The sequence below is a fragment of the Candidatus Delongbacteria bacterium genome, assembly GCA_041675285.1.
GTDB lineage: Bacteria > CAIWAD01 > CAIWAD01 > CAIWAD01 > CAIWAD01 > CAIWAD01.
Window position 1 is genome coordinate 202,620 of the sequence record JBAYTZ010000004.1, and the last position, 15,722, is coordinate 218,341.

10 protein-coding genes, 1 tRNA gene and 1 pseudogene are annotated in these 15,722 nt (G+C 67.7%); 8 read left to right on the forward strand and 4 right to left on the reverse strand.

What is annotated here, in order from left to right; all coding sequences use genetic code 11:
* Positions 1-19 precede the first annotated feature (19 nt).
* The 3 genes from WC326_05770 to WC326_05780 are packed head-to-tail and all read left to right on the forward strand — an operon-like array spanning position 20 to position 5,086.
* Positions 20-283: an HPr family phosphocarrier protein gene (locus WC326_05770; GenBank protein ID MFA7330568.1), complete on the forward strand. Its 264-nt coding sequence runs from the start codon at positions 20-22 to the stop codon at positions 281-283.
* 59 nt (positions 284-342) lie between these two features.
* Entirely contained in the window at positions 343-2,127 is a 1,785-nt protein-coding gene (ptsP, locus tag WC326_05775) for a phosphoenolpyruvate--protein phosphotransferase (GenBank protein MFA7330569.1), read from the forward strand.
* A 4-nt stretch (positions 2,128-2,131) separates the two neighbouring features.
* A complete protein-coding gene (locus WC326_05780) occupies positions 2,132-5,086 on the forward strand; it encodes a CapA family protein (protein ID MFA7330570.1) in 2,955 nt (984 codons plus the stop codon).
* 7 nt (positions 5,087-5,093) lie between these two features.
* Here the strand turns inward: WC326_05780 and WC326_05785 are convergent, their stop codons facing one another.
* Positions 5,094-5,570, reverse strand: coding sequence for a DinB family protein (locus WC326_05785; protein ID MFA7330571.1), 477 nt, complete (start codon positions 5,568-5,570; stop codon positions 5,094-5,096).
* A gap of 198 nt (positions 5,571-5,768) precedes the next feature.
* On the opposite strand from WC326_05785, the pseudogene WC326_05790 reads away from it, so the two are divergent.
* The 4 genes and pseudogenes from WC326_05790 to WC326_05805 all read left to right on the forward strand — a co-directional run bounded on the left by WC326_05790 (position 5,769) and on the right by WC326_05805 (position 9,946).
* Positions 5,769-6,254, forward strand: a pseudogene (locus tag WC326_05790) (NYN domain-containing protein).
* A 276-nt stretch (positions 6,255-6,530) separates the two neighbouring features.
* Positions 6,531-6,746 carry a cold shock domain-containing protein gene (locus WC326_05795; GenBank protein MFA7330572.1) on the forward strand — a complete coding sequence of 72 codons (216 nt, stop codon included), beginning with the start codon at positions 6,531-6,533 and terminating at the stop codon, positions 6,744-6,746.
* Positions 6,747-6,884: 138 nt separating this feature from the next.
* Positions 6,885-7,733, forward strand: coding sequence for a hypothetical protein (locus WC326_05800; GenBank protein MFA7330573.1), 849 nt, complete (start codon positions 6,885-6,887; stop codon positions 7,731-7,733).
* Positions 7,734-7,735: 2 nt separating this feature from the next.
* Positions 7,736-9,946 carry a TonB-dependent receptor gene (locus tag WC326_05805; GenBank protein MFA7330574.1) on the forward strand — a complete coding sequence of 737 codons (2,211 nt, stop codon included), beginning with the start codon at positions 7,736-7,738 and terminating at the stop codon, positions 9,944-9,946.
* A gap of 45 nt (positions 9,947-9,991) precedes the next feature.
* Here the strand turns inward: WC326_05805 and WC326_05810 are convergent, their stop codons facing one another.
* Positions 9,992-10,867 carry a patatin family protein gene (locus WC326_05810; GenBank protein MFA7330575.1) on the reverse strand — a complete coding sequence of 292 codons (876 nt, stop codon included), beginning with the start codon at positions 10,865-10,867 and terminating at the stop codon, positions 9,992-9,994.
* A 432-nt stretch (positions 10,868-11,299) separates the two neighbouring features.
* Between WC326_05810 and WC326_05815 the strand changes: the two genes are divergently transcribed.
* Complete coding sequence (locus WC326_05815) at positions 11,300-12,205, forward strand: hypothetical protein (GenBank protein MFA7330576.1); 906 nt, start codon at positions 11,300-11,302, stop codon at positions 12,203-12,205.
* A 328-nt stretch (positions 12,206-12,533) separates the two neighbouring features.
* Here the strand turns inward: WC326_05815 and WC326_05820 are convergent.
* Both WC326_05820 and secA read right to left on the reverse strand, forming a co-directional pair.
* Positions 12,534-12,606, reverse strand: a tRNA-Thr gene (locus WC326_05820).
* Between the two features lie 90 nt (positions 12,607-12,696).
* A complete protein-coding gene (gene secA / locus WC326_05825) occupies positions 12,697-15,687 on the reverse strand; it encodes a preprotein translocase subunit SecA (protein MFA7330577.1) in 2,991 nt (996 codons plus the stop codon).
* Between the last annotated feature and the right edge of the window lie 35 nt (positions 15,688-15,722).

Genomic DNA, 15,722 nt, shown 5'->3' on the forward strand with positions numbered 1-15,722 from the left:
GACAGATCGGAAGGATCTTGTGACCATCGCCCTGCAAGTGCGCAACGAGCTGGGAATCCACGCCCGGCCAGCCCAGCACATCGTCAAGATCGCCTCGCGACACAAGGCCGAGTTCTTCATCGAGAAGGACGGCAACCGCGTCAACGGCAAATCCATCATGGGCGTGCTGATGCTGGCCGCCGAGCAGGGCTCCACCGTGACCCTCACTGCGGACGGCGAGGGCGCCGAGGAGTTGCTGCGCGAGATCCAGGCCCTGTTCGACGCCCTCTTCTACGAGCAATAGCCGGATGGACGGTTCGCGCCGGCCCGCGCCGGGCGGATCCTTGAGGAACGGGGACGGCCATGCGTGAACAACGGATCCAGGGCATCGGTGTCAGCCCCGGCATCGTAATCGGCGAAGCCCGCGTGCACGCCCGCCGGCGACTCATGGTGCGGCCGCGGGCGCTGGCCGTGGATCAGGTGGACGCCGAGCTGCGGCACTTCGAGCGGGCGGTGGAGAAGTCGCGGCGCGGGATCCTCCGGGTCTCCACCCAGGTGCGGCGTCGCCTGGGCGCGGACTCGGCCAACATTTTCGAGGCCCACCTGCTGATCCTCGAGGATCCCATGCTGACCGGACGGGCCCGGGAGCTGATCAGCAAGGAGAAGCTCAACGCCGACTTCGCCCTGCTGACCGCCATGAGCGAGATCCAGCGCGCCTTCAGCGACGTCAAAGACGAGTTCTTCCGGCAGCGCCTGGACGACCTGGAGGACGTGGGACGGCGCCTCATCGACCAGATCCAGAGCGGCCGCAGCCACAAGGCGCGCAGCCAGCCCAGCGGTCCGCACATCCTGGTGGCCGACGACTTGAGCCCCTCCGAGGCCGCCTGCCTGGACACCACCCGGGTCATCGGGCTGGTCACCGAAAAGGGCAGCCAGACCAGCCACACGGCCATTCTCTGCCGCAGCGTGGGCGTGCCCGCCATCGTGGGCGTGGAGAACGTCCTGGAGCAGATCAAGCAGGGCGAGGTCTGCATCCTGGACGGCAACTCCGGGCTGATCCTGGTGGAGCCCGATCCTTCCACCATGCTCGAGTACTCGCAGCTGCGGCGCGTGTTCGCCGGCTTCCAGCTCGAGCTGGACCAGCTCACGCTCGAGTCGGCCACCACGCTGGACGGCCATCGGGTGGAGCTCTCGGCGAACATTGAACTGCCCACCGAGCTGGAGCACCTGCCCAAGGTGGGCGCCGACGGCATCGGGCTCTTCCGCAGCGAGTACCTCTTCCTGGCCGCGGAGACCATGCCCGGCGAGGAGACCCAGTTCCGCGAATACCGCAAGGCGGCCCGCGCCGTGCATCCGCGCCGGGTGATCATCCGCACCTTCGACCTGGGCGGGGACAAGCAGCCGGGCGGCATGCAGTTCCCCCACGAGGCCAATCCCTTCCTGGGCTGGCGGGCCATCCGCGTCAGCCTGGACCGACCGGCCATGTTCCGCACCCAGCTGCGGGCCATCCTGCGCGCCTCGGTGGAGGGCAACGTGCAGCTGATGTTCCCCATGGTCAGCGGCGTGGTGGAGCTGCGGCGGGCGCTGGACTTCCTGGAAACGGTGAAGGCCGAGCTGGACGCGGAGAAGATCCCCTGGAACCGCGAGCTCAAAACGGGCATCATGGTCGAGGTGCCCTCGGCCGTGCTGGTGGCCGACGAACTGGCCCGGCTGGTGGACTTCTTTTCCATTGGAACGAACGACCTCACCCAGTATACTCTGGCGGTTGACCGGAACAACCACACCGTCGCCCATCTCTACCGCAGCCTGCATCCCGCCGTGCTTCGCAGCATTCGTCTGACGGTGGAGGCGGCCCGCCGGGCGGGAATCTGGGTGGGTCTGTGCGGGGAGCTGGCGGGGGATCCCGCCGCCCTGATGCTGCTGCTGGGCCTGGGGCTGGACGAATTGTCGGTGAGTCCGGTTCTGTTGCCGGAGATCAAGCTGCTGGTCCGCGCCCTGCGCATGGAGGACTGCCGGACCTTCACCGACCGCGTGATGAGCCTGGGCGACGCGGACTCCATCCAGGCCGCGTGCGACGAGGTCCTGCGCGGTCAATTTGGAGACTTGCCGCTCTGGCGGCCCGCCGCGCCCCAGGGTGACAACAGCTGAACCCATGTTCCACTCATCCCTGCTTGTGGCCCTGTGCCTGCTGGGCACGCTGGCTCCGGCCCTCCGGGCCGCCTGTGTCGCGCCCATCGAACTGGACGCCACCTACACCCAGAACCAGATCCAGCTGAACTGGCGGCCCGTCTGGCCCCAGGCCGCCTGGACCGTCTCCAGTTCCGAGGATCCCGGCTTCGCGGATTCGCTGGTGCTGGCCACGGTGCAGCTGCCGGCCTGGACCTGGAACCTGCTGCCGGGGGAGCGCCAGCGCTTCTTCCGCGTGGTGCCCGCCGCCGGCGAGCTGCCCGTGGCCACGGCCATCGAGAGTTTCGAGTGGATGCCCGGCCTGCAGTCCTGGGCCCAGGAGGATCTGGCGCCCGCGGGCTGGGAGCAGGATCCCAGCCAGTCGGTGGACGGCTCCGCCAGTCTGCACCTCTTCGGCAACACGGTGAAGGCCCAGGCCCTGGCCGGGGCCGCCCTGAGCCTCGACGAGGTCTGGCGGGTCTCCGCCCGGGTGGTGGGCGTCGCCGACCGGCAGATGGTGGGCGTGGCGGACAGCGCCAACGTGCTGTGGTACGTGCTGTGGGGATCCCGCGGCGGTTACGACGACACGCCCGGCCAGTCGGGGCAGGAGGAGGTGAGCTGCTATCAGGGCTGGTTCCCGGAGAACCAGTGGGTGGAGGCCCTGCTGCCCGTGGGCCAGGACTGGGTGGGCAAGTACGGCTATCTGCCGCGCTTGTGTCACGTGGTCTGGGCCAACGAGAGCGACGACGACGCCGGCGAGGTCTGGTTCGACGACCTGCGCCGGGTGGATCCCGCCGCCGCCGAGCCGCTGGCCGACGCGCGCTGGGAGTCCCTGGGCCAGGTGGGGGATTCGCTGCTGGTGCGGCTCTGGAACGCCGCCCACAGCGCGGAACTGAGCGAGAGCTGGAATCTGGGCGACGGGCGCCGGGTGACGGGGAATTCGCTGGAAGTGCGGCTGGCTGCGACGCGCTCCCACCGGGTGACCCTGCTGAGCGAGGATTCGGCCGGCCGCTGGGACCTGGGCTCGCTGGTGGTGCCCGGGCCGGCCGCGGAGCGCCGCGTCCGGCTGACCTTCGGCGGCGACGTGATGACCGCCCGGGTCTATGAGAATGCCGGCGGGATCATCGAGACCCAGGGCGTGGACGCGATCTTCGACAGCCTGCGCGCGGATCTGCAGGGCGCCGACCTGGCCGTCGTGAACCTGGAGTGCCCCTACACCACGGCGGAGACCGAGCACCCCACCAAGAGCATCACGTTCAAGAGCCGGCCGGAGAATCTGGTGGGCGTCAAGAACGCCGGCGTGGACGCCGTGAGCCTGGCCAACAACCACGTCTTCGACTGGATGGAGGCGGGCCTGCAGGAGACCATGGACGGACTGGCGGCCCTGGACCTCCCCGGCACGGGAGCGGGGATGAACAGCACGCGGGCGCGCCGGCCGGTGGCCCTGTCCGCCAACGGTCTGGCCGTGGGCGTGGCGGGTTTCTGCGACCGGACGGGCAATTACAACAACGCCCAGCCCTTCCTGGAGGCCGGCCTCTCGCGGCCGGGCTTCGCCATGTGGAGCCGCGGCGACATGCAGACCCTGATTCCCGCCCTGCGGGACCAGGTGGACCTGCTGGTGCTGCAGGTCCACTCGGGCAACGAGTACTCCACCGAGCCCAGCGGCAGCCTGGCATTTTGGCCGGAGGCCACGGGCGAGGACCGCAGCCGGCTGCCGGCCATGGACGGGCCGGCCCTGCAGGCGGAGGAAGGCCTGCCGGTGAATCCGGAGCTGCGCGGTCTCTACGCCCGCGAGTTGCTGCCCGACCAGACGGAGCGCGCCCTGCGCCACGAGGCCGTCGACCTGGGGGCGCGGCTGGTCATCACGCACCATCCGCACATCGTGCAGGGCTTCGAGGCGTATCACGGCGGGTTGATCGCCCACAGCCTGGGCAACCTGGTGATGGACCTGAGCTATCAGGAGACCATGCCCAGCGTACTGCTGGAAGTGGAGGACGACGGCCTGGCCCTGCAGGAAGCCTGGTTGAAGCCCGTGTTCATCGAGGGCTACAAGCCGCGGATCTGCCGCGGGGAGACGGCGGGCCTGCTGCTGGACCACTTCGCGCGCATTTCGCGTCCCTTTGACACCTGGGTGCTGCGGCAACCCGGCGCCGGGCAGGCCTGGATCGCCCTGGACACCACCAGCCTGGTCTTCGCGGAGCAGAGCTACCAGGGCAGCCTTCCGCTGGAGCTGCGCGGCGGCTGGTACACCAGTCCGCCCGTGCTGCTGGACGGCGAGGGCGAACTGGCCGGCTTGCTGACCACGGCCGCCGCCACAGGCCTGCAGGTCCGGCTGGGGCGCAACCAGTGCTGGTGGGGCAACATGGAGGACGAGGGCGCGGGGATCTGGGACATCAATTCCGCGCAGGAGGGCTATGTCGCGGACGTGGTCCGGCGGGGCGAGCGCTCGTTGCGGTTGGCGGACGCGGGCACCACGGTCTACACGTATTACACGGTGCGCGCGCCGCTGGACCTGGAGTCGGAGTGGAGCCTGTGCGGCTGGACGCGCAGCCAGAACGCCACCAGCACCAACCTGCAGGCACGCTACTACGCCACCCGCACCTCGGATCTGCTCTCGTCGGTCAACACGGCCAGCGTGGCCGGGACCCAGGACTGGACGCGGACTTGGCTGGACCTGAGCCCGCCCCAAGAGACGAACTTCTACCAGTTCCGGCTGGCCCTGCAGGCGCCGGCCGCCGGCGCCACGGCCTGGTTCGACGACGTGACCCTGGTGGAGTGGGACGGCTGGCAGGACCTGGCTGCCCAGCAGACGCTGCCCGTGCGCACGCCCAACGACCTACAGTGGGTGCAGGTCCGACTGCCCGCGGCGACGGCCACGCTGCCGTTGCAGTGGACGCGGAAGGTGTGCCAGAATCCCCCGGGGGCGACGGCGGCCCGCTGAGTGGGGGTCAGACCACGCCCTTGAGTCCCAGCATGCGGCGGATGGCGCCGAGCTGACCCACGTGATACACGGCGTGCTCCAGGACGAACATGGCGCCCTGGGCCTTGTTCTTCATCCCCAGCCGGTTTTCCGGCACAGGTGCCAACCACTCCTCCTGCGTCCGGGCGCGCCAGCGCTCCGCCAGCGCGGCGCGGCCCGCGGCAAAACTCGCCTGGAGTTCCTCGACGCCGGGCCAGGTGGCGGGATCCTCCGTGCCGGGGGCCCCGAAGTCGAAGGCCTTGTCCAGCTCCTCGCTGAACACGCGCTCCGCGCCGGCTTCCTGGTTGAGGCTGAGGGCCAGGTGGGCCAGGATCCAGTGGGCGCTGTGCAGACTGTCCCCCGGGCGGGCGGACCAGTGCTCGGCACCGAAGTCGCGCGTATACATCCGCAGCAGCATGTCCAGCTTGTCCAGCCCGAACAGCAGGGTCTCGACGGGTTCGTTCATCCTTCCTCCTCTTGTGGCTCGCGGGCCCAACTTAGTACCTTCCTTCGCCGTCAAGATACAGGCGCCGCCGCCTGGGCAGGCGCCCAATACATTGTCATCAGCGAGCCCCGCGGGGCCCTTCATCATCATGGATCAGGTAAGGAGAATCCCATGGCCCGGGTCATGTTGTTCGTGGATGGAACGTGGTTGTACCAGAACATGTCGCGACTGCTCAACTACACCGAAGACCGCAACTATCAGATCGACTTCCTCAAACTGCCCCACGTGATCCTGTCCGAGTTGAAGGAGCAGTGCCCGGGCACGCAGTTCGAGTTCATTCGCGGCTACTGCTTCGGTGCCTACCCTGTGAAAGTCGACCCCCAGGACGAGTCCCTCTCGCTGCGGCAGCGTGATTTCTACCTGCGCCTGCGCGAGGAGTTCTACTTCCACGTGGAAACCTACCCGGTGAACTTCAAGGGCCGGCGCATCCGCCGCAGCGACCGGGACCCCGGCGATCCCTTCCATCCGCGGGAATCCCAGGGCGCCATCAGCCTGGCGGTCTCCGCCGTGCACCATTGTTACACGGACGCCTGCGACATCTTCATCTTCCTCATCGGGGACCGCGACTACAAGCCGGCCATCCGGGCCATCCGCCGACTGGGGCGCCGCACGGCCATCGTCAGCATCCAAAACGCCTGCACGCCCGAGTTCTCCACCCCGGAGGACCGCACCCAGGTGGCGGACTTCGACACCATCTGGATGGACGAAATGGTGTCCTCCATCCAGCTGGTCCGCCAGCCGCACATGCTGGAGTGCCAGGGTCCGGACCACACGGGCGATCGCATGACCTGGACCAGCTACTATCCGCGTCCGGGCCAGCGCTTCTTCTGCGACGATTGCCGCTCGCGCTTCGAGGAGCAGCGCGAGAGCCAGGCCGCCAGCTACGACGACGAACGCGACAAGGCCGTGGAGGCGGGCGAGCTGACCTACGGCCACGTGAAGACGCTGAAACTCGACAAGGGCTTCGGCTTCATCACGTCCGACGCAGGCTACGACTACTTCTTCCACTTCTCCGATCTCTCCCAGGGGGTGGAGTACACGGACGAGCTGCTGGGCCAGGCGGTGAGCTTCTACATCGTGCGCGAACCCACCGACGACAAGGCCGGCGCGGCCACGGAGATCCGGCTGGAAGCCTGATCCAATCGACAGCCATTACATGGGCCCGTGGCCATCCGGTCGCGGGCCCTTGTTACTCCCACCTCCACCTGACAGTTATTTGACACTCGCCGCGGGGTCGCGTCCAACCTTGATCCCCCACAAGTGGAAGGGAATCCGATGCGCATCTGGCTGTTGGGATTGACCGGACTGGGCCTGTTGCTGGCCGGCGGCTGCTCGGATTCCAGCGACGGCGGCGGCTCCAGCCTGGCCACGCTGCGGGGCACCGTGACCCTGCACGGGGACTGGCCCGCGGAGGGCGAGATCCAGGTTTCGCTGTTCTCCACCTGGCACACCGAGATGGCCATCAACATCGCGCCCCAGGGCCCGCCGGACTTCCACACGGAGGGGCTCTTCAGCCCCGACAGCACGCTGCAGGTCCATCAGGTGGCCTTCGAAATTCCCGATGTCAATCCGGGCAGCTATCCCAGCCTGGTGGTGGGCTGGCGCAACGGCGGGCAGCTGGGCGTGGACGAACCCGTGCTGGGTCTCTACGGCGCCAACCTGGCCGATGGGGACTCGCTGCCCGCGGCCGTCACGCTGCAGGCCGGACAGGAACTGGAACTGAGTTTCGAGGGCTGGCTGGACCGCATCGCGCCCGCCGTGGAGCTGGATCCCGGCCTGGTGGCGGGCACGGTGGAGTTCGCGGATTCCTGGCCGACGGCCTACGCGCACGTCTACGTCGTGTTCATGAGTTCCTCCGACCCCGCGGCGCCCTCCAATCCCGGCGCATCGATGCAGGAAGTGAGCGCCGCCAGTCCGGACTTCGAGATCCAGGTGGGATCCCCCGTCACGGGCCACCTGGCCGTCTATGGGTTCCCCTACGGCGCCGATCCCTGGGCGGCCTTCTACGGCGGCTACGGCTGGGATTGGGATGCCACCCCGCCCGGCTTGACGCCGCTGGTGCTCCAGGAGGGCGAGAGCGGCCTGGGCGGCCTGGTGCTCACCTGCCGCAACGTCCGGGACTAGGTGTGTCCGCGAAAACTGTGACACAGGCGATCCTGCTGCTCCTGGCCGCCCACGGCGCGCTGGGCTGGAGTCTGGTCGGGCGGGTGGTGGACCAGGACACGGGCCAGGCCCTGGCCGGGGCCAACCTGCGCGTGTTCGAAACCCGGTTGGGCACGGCGGCGGATCTGGAAGGCCGCTTCCGGCTGGAGCTGGGCGAGCGGCGCCAGGGCCGGCTGCTGGTCAGTCACGTGGGCTACGAGGAGCAGGAGTTGGCCGTGCTGGCGGGCGGGCCGGACTCGCTGCTGGTGCGGCTGCGCGCCACCTGGCTGGACCGCGAGGAACTGGTCTACAGCTCGGACGCCCGGGAGCAGACCACGCGCAACGCCACCACCAAGGTGGACGTCGTGTCACGGGCCGTGCTGGACCGCACGCCCTCCCAGGAACTCTCCCGCGTGCTGGAGGTGGTGCCCGGGATCTCCATCAAACGCTCCGACGGCGCCACCACCAATTCCCTCAGCATTCGCGGCAGCTCCAATCTGCTGGGTGGCGGCGTGGGCAACCGCGTGCTGCTGCTGGTGGACGGCAAGCCCGCCATCTCCGCCGACACGGGCGGCGCGGACTGGTCGATGGCCCCGCTGGCCATCTTGGAGCGCGTGGAGGTGGCCAAGGGCTCCTACAGCTCGCTCTACGGCTCCACGGCCATGGGCGGCGTGATCAACCTGGTGACCATGCGCGAGTTCCCCAAGCACCGCACGGTGGTGCAGGCGGGCTACGGGCTGGGCGAGCTGCCCACGGGCGACGCGCGCTTCCGTGACACGCCGGCCACGGAGAACCACCTCTCCATCACACACACCAACCAGCTGCCCAAGCTGGGCTACTACCTGAGCTACACCAAGCGCGAGGCCAACGGCCACCGCCAGAACAGCGATTACCTGTTGCACACGCTGAGCAACCGCTTCCGCTTCGGGGCTCCCCTGGCCGCCCGGCGCTGGGAGGTCACGCTGGGCTGGTCCAGCCTCAACCGCGGCTTTCCCCACAGCTGGGACAGCCGCCGCCGGCCGCTGCACATCAGTCACCATCACCCGGAGTGGCTGGACGACCGACAGTCCAAGGAAGCGGCCAGCGCGGATCTCTCCTATCAGAGCACGGGCAGCCGCTCCAGCCTCAAGGCCCTGGCCTGGGCCAACCTGGGGCTCAGCCGCACCCAGTATCACGACGCGGAATTACGGAACACGCGCAGCAACGCGGACAAGCTGGGCGCGCGCCTGAGCTGGGACTGGCTGGGCTGGCGCCGGCAGGAGTGGATCCTGGGTCTGGACGCCCAGACGGACCGGGTGGACGGCCGCCCGGCGGATGTCTTCTACGGCACCCACCAGACGGCGACCTACGCCGCCTTCGCCCAGAATCAGCTCCGCCTGCCGCTGGCTGTGGACGGGCTGCTGGAGGAACCGCTGCTGACCCTGGGCGCGCGGGCGGACCGGCACCTGGTCTACAACGGGCGCGCGGAGTTGCAGCTGTCGCCCAAGGTCGGGGTGATTTTCAAGGGCGCCGGACCACTCGCCGAGTGGACCCTGCGCGGCAGCGCGGGCACGGCCTTCCGCAACCCGGCCATCGCCGATCTCTTCCTGAAGAGCGTGCCGGGAAACGATTACAGCTTCATCGCCAATCCCAATCTCAAGGCCGAGGAGAGCCGCAGCTGGGAGGGCGGCCTGCTCTGGCGCGGCCGCCGGCTGAGCGTGGACGTCACGCACTTCCACTACCAGTACCGCGACATGATCCACTACCGGGACACGGGGGACGTGTCGGTCTTCGAGATCGTCAACCTGAGCCGGGCGCGCATCCAGGGCTGGGAGATCTCGTCGGAGTGCCGCTGGAACCAACTGGGCGCGACGCTGGGCTACACGTTCGTGGACGCGCTGAACCAGGACACGCGGGAACCCCTGCCCTATCAGCCGCGGCATTCCCTCACCGGGAGCGCCAGCTGGACACCGGGCAAGTGGCGGCTCAGCACCAGCCTGCGCCAGGTCTCGGAGACCGAGCGCGTGCGCTTCTATCTCTCCGACGCGCCGGGGGCCTACACGCTGCTGGGCCTGAAGGCCGCCTACTGCCTGGGCGAAGTGGAGGTGGCGGGTTCGGTGGAGAATCTGGGCGACGTGGCCTACGAGGAGATGGAGCGCTACCGCATGCCCGGCCGCACCTGGCGGCTGGATCTGCTCTTCCAGTTGGGGAACTGAGTCGCGCGGGTCGCGCGCAACATCCGACCCCTCATCCAAGCCAGCTTACATCACCAGCCACTCGCGCAGTTCCGCGGCGCGGGCCAGCGTTTCATGATAACCCAAATCGTAGAGCTGCAGCAGACGCTGGGGATCCCGCGTGACACGGCCGATGCCCAGCGTGGAGCCGGGGCGCAGCACGAAGGCGCTGCCGGCGGCCCGCCGCTGCTCTACCAGCTCCAGTGACGCGTTGTACTGTTCGTGACGACGGGCCAGTGCGCCCCACAGCCCGGGGCAGCCTGGATGCCGGCGACGCAGGGCCCAGCCGGTGGTGGCGGGCTGCTTGCGGTAGCCCGCGCACTGGGTGAGCACTACGAGATTGCGCGACAGTCCGTCGGCCTCGCTGCGGGCCAGCGGGACGCTGTCCACCAGACCGCCGTCCATCAACCGCCGGCCGCGAAACTCCACCGGATTGCCGATCCAGGGTAGGCTGGTGGCCGCGCGCAACACGGTCATCAACTCCGCATCCGACAGCCCGGGCTTGTCCACGTAGACGGCCGCGCCCGTGTCCACGTCCGTGGCGCTGGTGGTCCAGCCGGCGGGGTTGGCGCGGAAGGCGGCGAAATCGAAGGGCACCAGACGCAGCGGCACGTCCCCGTAGATGAAGTCCATCCCGAAGGCCTCGCCCGAGCGCAGCAGGCGCGCCCAACTAAACCAGCGTGTGTCACGCACGAAGCGCGTATTGACGATGCGGTTGCGTTCCTGCTGTCCGGCCACCCAGTTGACCCCGTTGCAGGCGCCCATGGACGTGCCAATCACCGCAGGAAAGGTCAGGCCCAGGTCGTGCAGGGCGCGCAGCACGCCGCTGGTGTAGACGCCGCGCAGGCCGCCCCCTTCCAGGACCAGGCCGCAGGTTGTCGACTCGGGTGGCCAAGCGGGCATCGCCCCTCCGAACTTGCTGGATCCGCGCAGGTCCGGCTGGAGCCGGTCTGGCCCTGCCGGGGGCGTGGTCACAGGGATCATCGCGTGTCCCAAGATACAAGGCCCGGTGCTGAGCCCGTCCCTGCCTGGGACCTGCCGCGCGGAGCCGAATGACCCCGGGCGGGACGTTCAAATCGGGCTTGCCTTTCTCAACCGGGAACGCCACACTTGCCCCGCGCCGATTTGCCTCCGCTTGCGGGCGCGTAAGAAATGCAGCTAAAGTGTGATCGAGCCGTTCGACCGCTTTGATCCCGCTGGCGCTGCGCCCAAGCGGGATTTTTCGTTGCCGCCGAGTTGATGTTCAGCTTGCAGGGCGGGGTACAAATGCTGCTAAAGCGGGCGCCTCCTGGGTGGAGACGCCGCCGTGTGTTCCACCAGTCTCAGGAGGATGCCATGTCCAACTCCCACCTCACCCCGGCCTGCGGGAATGCCACCCCGCAACCCCACAATCCGGCAGATCCGACGCAACTGGCGGATCAGACCCGGCCGCCGGAAGCCAGGCTTGAGGACCGCTACGATCTGGACCAGCGCCCCCGCTGGTATCGTTCCGACCCCGCGCAGGAGGTGCGGGGCACCCTGCGGCGGGCCCTGTTGGAGGACGTCGGGGTCGGCCGGCTGCTGGAGGAGGGGCTGGACTCGGCCCTGGCGCCCAGCTTGGATCAGCGGGAGAAGAAGCTGTTGTTCGACATCGCCGGCCCGGCGGCGCTCTCCGGCGAGGACCTGCCGGAGTTGTCGGACGGCGCCGTCGAGCTCTGCCGCATCTGGTTCAACGGCACGGTGCACAACGAGGTCACGGCGGTGTACGCCTGTCCGGCCTCCACCTGGGAGGCGGATTGCATCGCCGAGTTGGCGGAGTCCCTGGGGATTGATCCGGCGGCCATCGATGAGCTGGATGATGAGCTGGAGGAGGACGACGAAGGGGAAGACGATGAGATTGATGAGTCGGTCCGGGAGGAGTTTCTAGAGAAGCGGGAGTGGATCGAAAGTCAGGCCTGTGGAAAGTATGTCATCTACGTCGTGGACGAAGTGGGTCTGCACGATGGTGACTCCGAGCCCTTCGAAGTCCAATGCAGCAACGGGCCCTACACCCTGGGTGAGCTGATTCGTTTCCTGGAGTCCTGTGACTGGTGGGGCATGGGATGCGGCCTGGTGTGGGGCGCCTGGCACTCCTACAACGAAGGCCGCGTGCCCGGCGAGGAGGACTTCGTCCCCCTGGAACAGGCTGCGGACTTCATCCGGGTGGAATCGACTCTCTACCCGGAGTTGGCCGCCTACTATCGCGAACATCTGCAACCGTAGGGGACGTCCAGCCGGGGCGGAGCCATGTCGCTCGATGTGATTCGGCCGGCATCCAGGCAGAAGGTCTCGTTGCCGCCGAGTTGATGTTCAGCTCCTGAATCCGGGCGACGCTGGCGATGAGCGCTTCCAGATCTTCGTGCTGTCGGCGGCCCGACATGTGGGGGAATGACCCGGGGGATCAGCCGGACCGGAGGACCGCTCGATTCGCGCCCGGAGGCGGAACTCCAAGCCCTCAAGGGTGACACGGCCTGAGAAGGGGCCGCCACGAACCCCCGGATTCTGGCAACAAAAAAGGGATCGCCGCGAGGCGATCCCTTTTGATGAATCAAGCCATCCGGGAGACTCGAACTCCCGACCTGCGCATTACGAATGCGCTGCTCTACCAACTGAGCTAGGATGGCTTGCAAAGCGCACAGTATAGTGTCCGGGCCGTGCCCTGTCAAGCCGGGCGCTTCGTAGGGACACGACACGTCGTGTCCCTGCCCGAAACCCTAGTCTTCCTTGCCGTGGCAGGCCTTGTACTTCTTGCCGCTCCCGCAGGGGCAGGGATCGTTGCGGCCCACCCGCGGCCCCTCGCGCTTGATCGGCTCCTTCTTGGCCCGCGCCGCCTCCAATTCCTCCCGGGACGTGGTCTTGGGGGCCATGCTGCCGCCGGACTGCAGCAGCCCGGCCTCCTGATGGTGAGTCTGCGCGCCCTCGTCGCCGCGGCCCTTGAACTCCGTGTCCTCCTGGCGGATTTCCAGGTTGGCCCGCGTGATCATCTGCAGCGCGTCCTCGTAGGTGCCCATTAGCATGTCGTGGAACATGTCCAGACCCTGCTTCTTGTACTCCACGAGGGGATTCTTCTGGGCGTAGGCTTGGAAACCGATGCCGGCCTTCAGCTCGTCCATCTCCGCCAGGTGCGATTTCCAGCGACGGTCGAAGGCGGTGAGCAGCGCGAAGCGCTCCAGCCGGGGCATCAGTTCCGGCCCCAGCAGCTCGCGCTTGCGCGTGTAGGTTTCGCGGCCCAGCTGACGCAGCTTCTCGCGCAACGTCTCCACGGCCATGGAGTTCATCTCTTCCTCGGGCAGGACCAGGTTGATGAGCAGGATGCGCAGCAGATCCTGGCGCAGCGCCACCCAGCTCCAGTCCTCCGGCTGCAGCGGCGGATCGCAGTGCTTCTCCACCAGCGTGTCCAGCACGTCGTCGATCATCTCTTCCAGCGTGTTGGACTGGTCCTCGCCCAGCAGCACGCTGGTGCGGCGGGCGTAGACCGTGTTGCGCTGGACGTTCATCACGTCGTCGTACTCGATCAGGTGCTTGCGGATGGCGAAGTTCTGCTCTTCCACCCGGCGCTGGGCCTTGCCGATGGAGTTGGTGATCATGCTGTGGCTGATCACCTCGCCCTCCTGAATCCCCAGCCGGTCCATCACGCCGGCGATGCGCTCCGAGCCGAAGAGGCGCATCAGGTCGTCCTCCAGGCTCAGGAAGAACACGCTGTCGCCCGGGTCGCCCTGGCGGCCGGAGCGGCCGCGCAGCTGCAGATCGATGCGCCGGCTCTCATGGCGCTCCGTTCCCAGGATGAACAGGCCGCCCGTCTTGTTGCCCTGGGCGTCGGTTTGCACCACGCCCTCGCCGAGCTTGATGTCCGTTCCGCGCCCGGCCATGTTGGTGGCGATGGTCACCGCCCCGGGCTGGCCGGCGTTGGCGACGATCTCGGCCTCCATCCGGTGCTGCTTGGCGTTGAGCACGTTGTGCGGGATGCCGGCCTTGCGCAGCTGGTCGGAGAGGATCTCCGAGACCTCCACGCTGATGGTGCCCACCAGCACGGGGCGTTTGGCGGCGTGCAGCTCGCGGATCCGCTCGGTGATGGCCACGTACTTCTCCCGCTTGGTGCGGTAGATGAGATCGTCGCGGTCGTTGCGGATCACCGGCTGGTTGGTGGGAATTTCCACCACTTCCAGCTTGTAGATGGAGAAGAACTCGTTGGCTTCCGTGGCCGCCGTGCCGGTCATGCCCGCCAGCCGCTCGTACATGCGGAAGAAGTTCTGCAGGGTGATGGAGGCGACGGTCTGCGTCTCACGCTCGATGTTGACGCCTTCTTTGGCCTCCAGGGCCTGGTGCAGGCCGTCGGAGAAGCGGCGCCCGTGCAGGATGCGGCCCGTGAACTCGTCCACGATCTGGACCTTGCCGTCCTGCACCACGTACTCCACGTCCTTCTCGTAGAGCGTGAAGGCGCGCAGCAACTGGCTGATGTTGTGGATGCGCTCGCTGCGGTCGCCGTAGATGCGGTTCAGGTCGTCCACCAACCGCAGGCGCTCCTCCTCGCCCAGGGCGGGGTCCTCGTCGATCTTCACCAGTTCGGTGGAGAGGTCGGGGATGACGAACATCTCCTCGCCGGAGGACGTGTACATGGCCAGCTTGTGGCGGCCCTTCTCCTGCAGGTCGATGGTGTGGCCGCGCTCGTCGATGGAGAAGAAGAGCTCGGCGTCCAGCTCGTGCAGCCGTTTCTCGCGCAGGTAGTCGTTCTCCACCCGCGTGATCATGCGCTTGATGCCCTCTTCCTTGGCGATATCCATGAACTCGGCGAGCTTGGGCGCGCTGCGCTGGGCCAACAAGAGGCGGATGCCCGCCTCGTAGCGGTCGTTGTCCTTCTCGCTCTTCCACAAGTCCCGGGCTTCGCGGATCAGGCCCTGGGTCATCTGGAACTGGTCGTCCACCAGCCGCCGGACGGGCTCTTTCAGCTCGTTGAACTTGTGCGTGGACTTGTCCACCGGGCCGGCGATGATCAGCGGCGTGCGGGCCTCGTCGATGAGCACGCTGTCCACTTCGTCCACGATGGCGAAGTGGTAATCGCGCTGCACGCGGTCCTCCAGGTGCAGGACCATGTTGTCGCGCAGATAGTCGAAGCCCATCTCGTTGTTCGTGCCGTAGCAGATGTCGCACAGGTACATCGACTTGCGGACCACCGGATCCTGGCCGTTGAGGATCACGCCCACGCTCATGCCCAGCCAGCGGTAGATCAGGCCCATCCACTCGCTGTCACGCTGGGCCAGGTAATCGTTGACGGTCACCAGATGGGCGCCGCGCCCGGTGAGCGCGTTCAGGTACATGGGCAGGACGGCCACCAGGGTCTTGCCCTCGCCGGTGGCCATCTCCGCGATGCCGCCCCGGTGCAGGGCGATGGCGCCGATGAGCTGGACGTCGTAGGGCACCATGTCCCAGGTCATGGTCTTGCCCATGACGGTGTATTCCACGCCGCGGTTGCGCCGGCAGGCGTCCTTGACCACAGCGTAGGCCTCGTGGAGGATGTCCTCGGTGGACGCGCCGTCCTGCAGCCGCTGGCGCAGTTCGCCGGTCTTGGCCTGCAGCTGCTCGTCCGTCAGGGAGGCCAGCGCGGCATAGATCTGGTTGATCTTGTCCACGTCCGGCTGATAGGTGGCCAGGGTGTGGGCCCGCCGGTCGGTCTTGCCTCCGAAGATGCTCTTCAGAAATCCAAACATGTGTTCTCTCGTGCTTGAGGTCCGGGTGGGAACGT

Excerpts from the sequence above, each read along its gene's own strand:
- ptsP (MFA7330569.1), top strand. The coding sequence starts at position 343 with ATGCGTGAACAACGGATCCAGGGCATCGGTGTCAGCCCCGGCATCGTA.
- WC326_05780 (MFA7330570.1), top strand. The coding sequence starts at position 2,132 with ATGTTCCACTCATCCCTGCTTGTGGCCCTGTGCCTGCTGGGCACGCTG.
- WC326_05785 (MFA7330571.1), bottom strand. The coding sequence starts at position 5,570 with ATGAACGAACCCGTCGAGACCCTGCTGTTCGGGCTGGACAAGCTGGAC.
- WC326_05800 (MFA7330573.1), top strand. The coding sequence starts at position 6,885 with ATGCGCATCTGGCTGTTGGGATTGACCGGACTGGGCCTGTTGCTGGCC.
- WC326_05810 (MFA7330575.1), bottom strand. The coding sequence starts at position 10,867 with ATGCCCGCTTGGCCACCCGAGTCGACAACCTGCGGCCTGGTCCTGGAA.
- WC326_05815 (MFA7330576.1), top strand. The coding sequence starts at position 11,300 with ATGTCCAACTCCCACCTCACCCCGGCCTGCGGGAATGCCACCCCGCAA.
- secA (MFA7330577.1), bottom strand. The coding sequence starts at position 15,687 with ATGTTTGGATTTCTGAAGAGCATCTTCGGAGGCAAGACCGACCGGCGG.